Genomic DNA, 3,498 nt, shown 5'->3' with positions numbered 1-3,498 from the left:
AGCCGGGGCGACGTGACGGTGCATGCGGAAACCGACGCGCTGCGGGCGGCGTTCGCGGAACACGGCCCCGATGCCGCGTTGGGCGCCACGCTCTACTGCACGATGGAGCCTTGCCCGATGTGCGCAGGCGCCCTGAAGCTGGCGGGCGTCGGCACCCTCGTGCTCGCCCTGCGGCACGCCCGCCTGCGCCGCACCGACCTGGGCGACTATTCGATCGAGGCGTTTTGCCGCATGACCGGCTTCCGGCTGGAACTGCGCGAAGGCGTGCTGGAAGAGGACTACCTGGCGCTGCGGCTGCGCTGGGGCGGCGACCGGGTGGCCGCCGCGGGCGACTGAAGCGAAGGGCGCGCGCATCACTTGAAGTGCCGCGAAATGCCGGCCACGCGTTCCATGACGACCATCAGCACCAGCGTGGCCGCGATCAGCACGCCGGACACTGCGGCCGCGCGAACGTCGAGGTTGGACTCGATGATGTGCCACATGCGGATCGGCAGCACCTCGCTGCGCGCGTCGGACAGGAACAGCGACACCGCCACGTTGTCGAACGAATACATGAAGCCGATGAAGGCGCCCGCAGCGATGCCGCGCGAAATCAGCGGCAGGGTGACCGTGCGGAAGGCGTGCACCGCCGAGGCGCCCAGCGAATGCGCGCTCTCCAGCAGGCTCGCGTCCAGCTGCAGCAGGCTGGCCGACGTGGTGCGCAGGATGTAGGGCGTGGTCAGCGCGACGTGGCCGATCACCAGCGTCCAGAACGACAGGCCCGTGCCCGCCAGGTTGAACAGCATCAGTAGCGACAGCCCGATCGCGAGCGCGGGCAGCATCAGCGGCGACAGGAACACCGCTTCCAGCGCGCGCGCCCAGGCTTCACGGCGGCGCGCCAGCGCGAGGGCGGCCGCGACCGCGAGCACGGCCGAGATCGCGGTCGCCAGGGCCGCCAGTTCGATCGAGAGCACGAAGGCGGAGATGAGTTCGGGCGAGTCGTTCCACAGCGCCTCGTACCAGCGCGCCGAATAGCCCGGCGGCGGGAACTTGAGCGAGTAGCCGCTGGTGAAGGAGGTGATCAGCACCACGAGTGTCGGCGCCAGCAGCAGCAGCCCGGCGAGCACGCCCAGCACGCCGAAGACGCTGCGGAAGGACAGCCGCTCCAGCGCTCCCGCGAGCGATTCCCTGGATCGGATGCCCGCGTCGGCGGGCGCGGGCAGCACCCGGCCGGAGACGAATTCCTCAGGCATGGACGAACCCCTTGCTGCGCCGGCCGAGCGCGTTGACGGCCACCACGACCGCGAGCACGCAGGCCAGCAGCACCATCGCGATCGCCGCCGCGAAGGGGTAGTTGTTGGCCTGGATCGCCTGCTGGTACATGTAGAACGGCATGTACATGTGCTGGCCGCCGCCCACCAGCGTCTGGGTGACGAAGGCGCTGACGCTGGACGCGAAGACCAGCAGGCAGCCCGCGAGCAGGCCGGGAATGGACAGCGGCAGGGTGATCCGCCAGAACGTGCGCCAGTGGCCCGCGCCCAGGGCGAGCGATGCCGGCCGCAGGTTGGGGTCGATGTTCATGAGGGCGGTGATCAGCGGCAGCACCATCAGCGGCAGCTCGATCTGCGCGAGGGCGACGGCCACCGCACCCGGCGTGTAGAGCAGCTTGAGCGGCGCCGCGGCCAGGCCCAGGTCGATCAGCGCGTTGTTGACGATGCCCTGGCGGCCCAGGATGACGACCCAGGCGAAGGTGCGCACCACCGAGCTGGTGAGCAGCGGCAGCACGATGAGCAGCATCAACGGCCCCTGCCAACGGCTTGGCGCCTGCGTGTACAGGTAGGCGAGCGGAAAGCCCATCACCAGGCTCAGCGCCGTGACTTGCAAACCGAGGGCCAGCGTGCTGCCCAGCACGCCGAGGTTGAAACCGTCGGTGAGGAACTTCGCGTACTGCGCGAAGCCCGGCTGCGCCAGCGTGTTGTCGTTGTGCAGGCTGACATAGGCGAGCAGCAGCATCGGCAGCAGCACGAAGGCCACGAAGAAAAGACCCAGCGGAACGCTGAGGGACAGCGGCGGTCCGGATCGCGCGAGCGTGGGGGACGTCACGGCGGCCTCAGTGCGTGAACACGCCGGCGGGCGACCCCGCGCGCAGGCTCAGGCCCACGCGGTCGCCGGCGGCATAGCGCGGCAGCTCCGCCGTGCGGGGCTGCGTCACCTTCACCGTGGTGCCATCGGGCAGCAGCAGCTCGTACACCAGCGACGGGCCCAGCGGCAGCACCATGCCCACGGTGGCGGCCAGGGCCTGCGGCGAGGACGGGGCGATCGCCAGGTGCTCGGGCCGCGCCGCGACCACCACGCTGCCCGCGCGCGAGCAGGGCCAGGCCTGCCCCAACTGAAGCGATCCGCCGCCCTCGCAGGACAGCAGGTAGCCAGCGCCATCCTGCGCGGACAAGCGTCCCGCGAGCAGGTTGGCGGTGCCTATGAAGGTGGCGACGAAGAGGGTCGCGGGCCGGTCGTAGATGGCTTCGGGCGTGCCGAACTGCTCGACCCGTCCCGCATTCATGACGGCGATGCGGTCCGCCATCGACATCGCCTCTTCCTGGTCGTGCGTCACCAGGATGGTGGTGATGCCGAGTTCGCGCTGGATGCGCTTGATCTCGATCTGCATGTCCAGGCGCAGGTTCTTGTCCAGCGCGGCGAAGGGTTCGTCCAGCAGCAGCACGCGCGGGCGCACGGCCAGCGTGCGCGCTAGCGCCACCCGCTGCTGCTGGCCGCCGGACAGCTCGCGCGGATAGCGCTTGCCGAAAGCCGGCATGTGCACCATCTCCAGCATCTGCAGCGCGGTGGCGCGCGCCTCGGCCGCCGCCACGCCGCGGGCGCGCAGGCCGTAGGCGACGTTGTCTTGCACCGTCATGTGAGGGAAGAGGGCGTAGTTCTGGAAGACGATGCCCGCGCCGCGTTCGTTGGTCGGCAAGGTGTCGACGGTTTCGCCGCCGATGCGGACGGCGCCGCCGCTCTGGCGCAGCAGGCCGGCGACGATGCGCAGCAAGGTGGTCTTGCCGCAGCCGCTGGGGCCGAGGAGGGCGACGAGCTCGCCCGCGGCGATGTCCAGCGACACCGATTCCACGGCGGTGGATGCGCCATAACGGTGACTGATCTCGTCCAGACGGACATCGACGCCGCGCGCGCGGGCAGGTGTTTGCATGCCCTTGGCGACTCAAGAATCGTGCCATCCGGCGGCGCACGCGAGTGACCGCAAAGCCGCCGCGGATTGGCCACAATTTCACGGTGAAGTGTGGACAGGTTGGTGCGCCGCGGCCCATGTTGGCGCGTGTGCGCACCTGTCTGGGCCGCGCGACGGCAGTTTGCGCATGCGCCTTGCTGCGGGCGCCGCCTGAAAGCGCGATGGCACGGAGATTGCGCCTGTGGCCTCGGCCTCAAGCTTCAGGCCGTCCGCAACGAAAGGAATCTCCATGAGCTCGTCCCTGTCCCGCCGCCAGCTGCTGCAAGGCGCTGCCACAT

The 3,498-nt window shown here is 69.9% G+C and carries 4 protein-coding genes; 1 reads left to right on the top strand and 3 read right to left on the bottom strand.

Features of this window, described 5'->3' with window-relative positions; all coding sequences use genetic code 11:
* Positions 1–336: deaminase (locus tag QOH60_RS28350; RefSeq protein WP_526425220.1), on the top strand; the 336-nt coding region annotated here is incomplete at its 5' end.
* Positions 337–353: 17 nt separating this feature from the next.
* On the opposite strand, the gene QOH60_RS28345 is transcribed toward QOH60_RS28350, so the two are convergent.
* The 3 genes from QOH60_RS28345 to QOH60_RS28335 are packed head-to-tail and all read right to left on the bottom strand — an operon-like array spanning position 354 to position 3,181.
* Positions 354–1,232: an ABC transporter permease gene (locus QOH60_RS28345; RefSeq protein WP_526425219.1), complete on the bottom strand. Its 879-nt coding sequence runs from the start codon at positions 1,230–1,232 to the stop codon at positions 354–356.
* Entirely contained in the window at positions 1,225–2,082 is an 858-nt protein-coding gene (locus QOH60_RS28340; protein WP_526425218.1) for an ABC transporter permease, read from the bottom strand. Before QOH60_RS28340 ends, QOH60_RS28345 begins: the two co-directional genes overlap by 8 nt.
* A 7-nt stretch (positions 2,083–2,089) precedes the next feature.
* Entirely contained in the window at positions 2,090–3,181 is a 1,092-nt protein-coding gene (locus QOH60_RS28335; RefSeq protein ID WP_526425217.1) for an ABC transporter ATP-binding protein, read from the bottom strand.
* Positions 3,182–3,498: the final 317 nt, after the last annotated feature.

This window comes from Mycobacterium sp., assembly GCF_032159765.1.
In the GTDB taxonomy this organism is placed as follows: Bacteria; Actinomycetota; Actinomycetes; order Mycobacteriales; family Mycobacteriaceae; genus Mycobacterium.
This window is presented reverse-complemented; position numbering and strand designations above follow the sequence as displayed.

What these genes read in the sequence shown, in the direction of transcription:
- QOH60_RS28345 (WP_526425219.1), bottom strand. Translation starts at nt 1,232, where the DNA reads ATGCCTGAGGAATTCGTCTCCGGCCGGGTGCTGCCCGCGCCCGCCGAC.
- QOH60_RS28335 (WP_526425217.1), bottom strand. Translation starts at nt 3,181, where the DNA reads ATGCAAACACCTGCCCGCGCGCGCGGCGTCGATGTCCGTCTGGACGAG.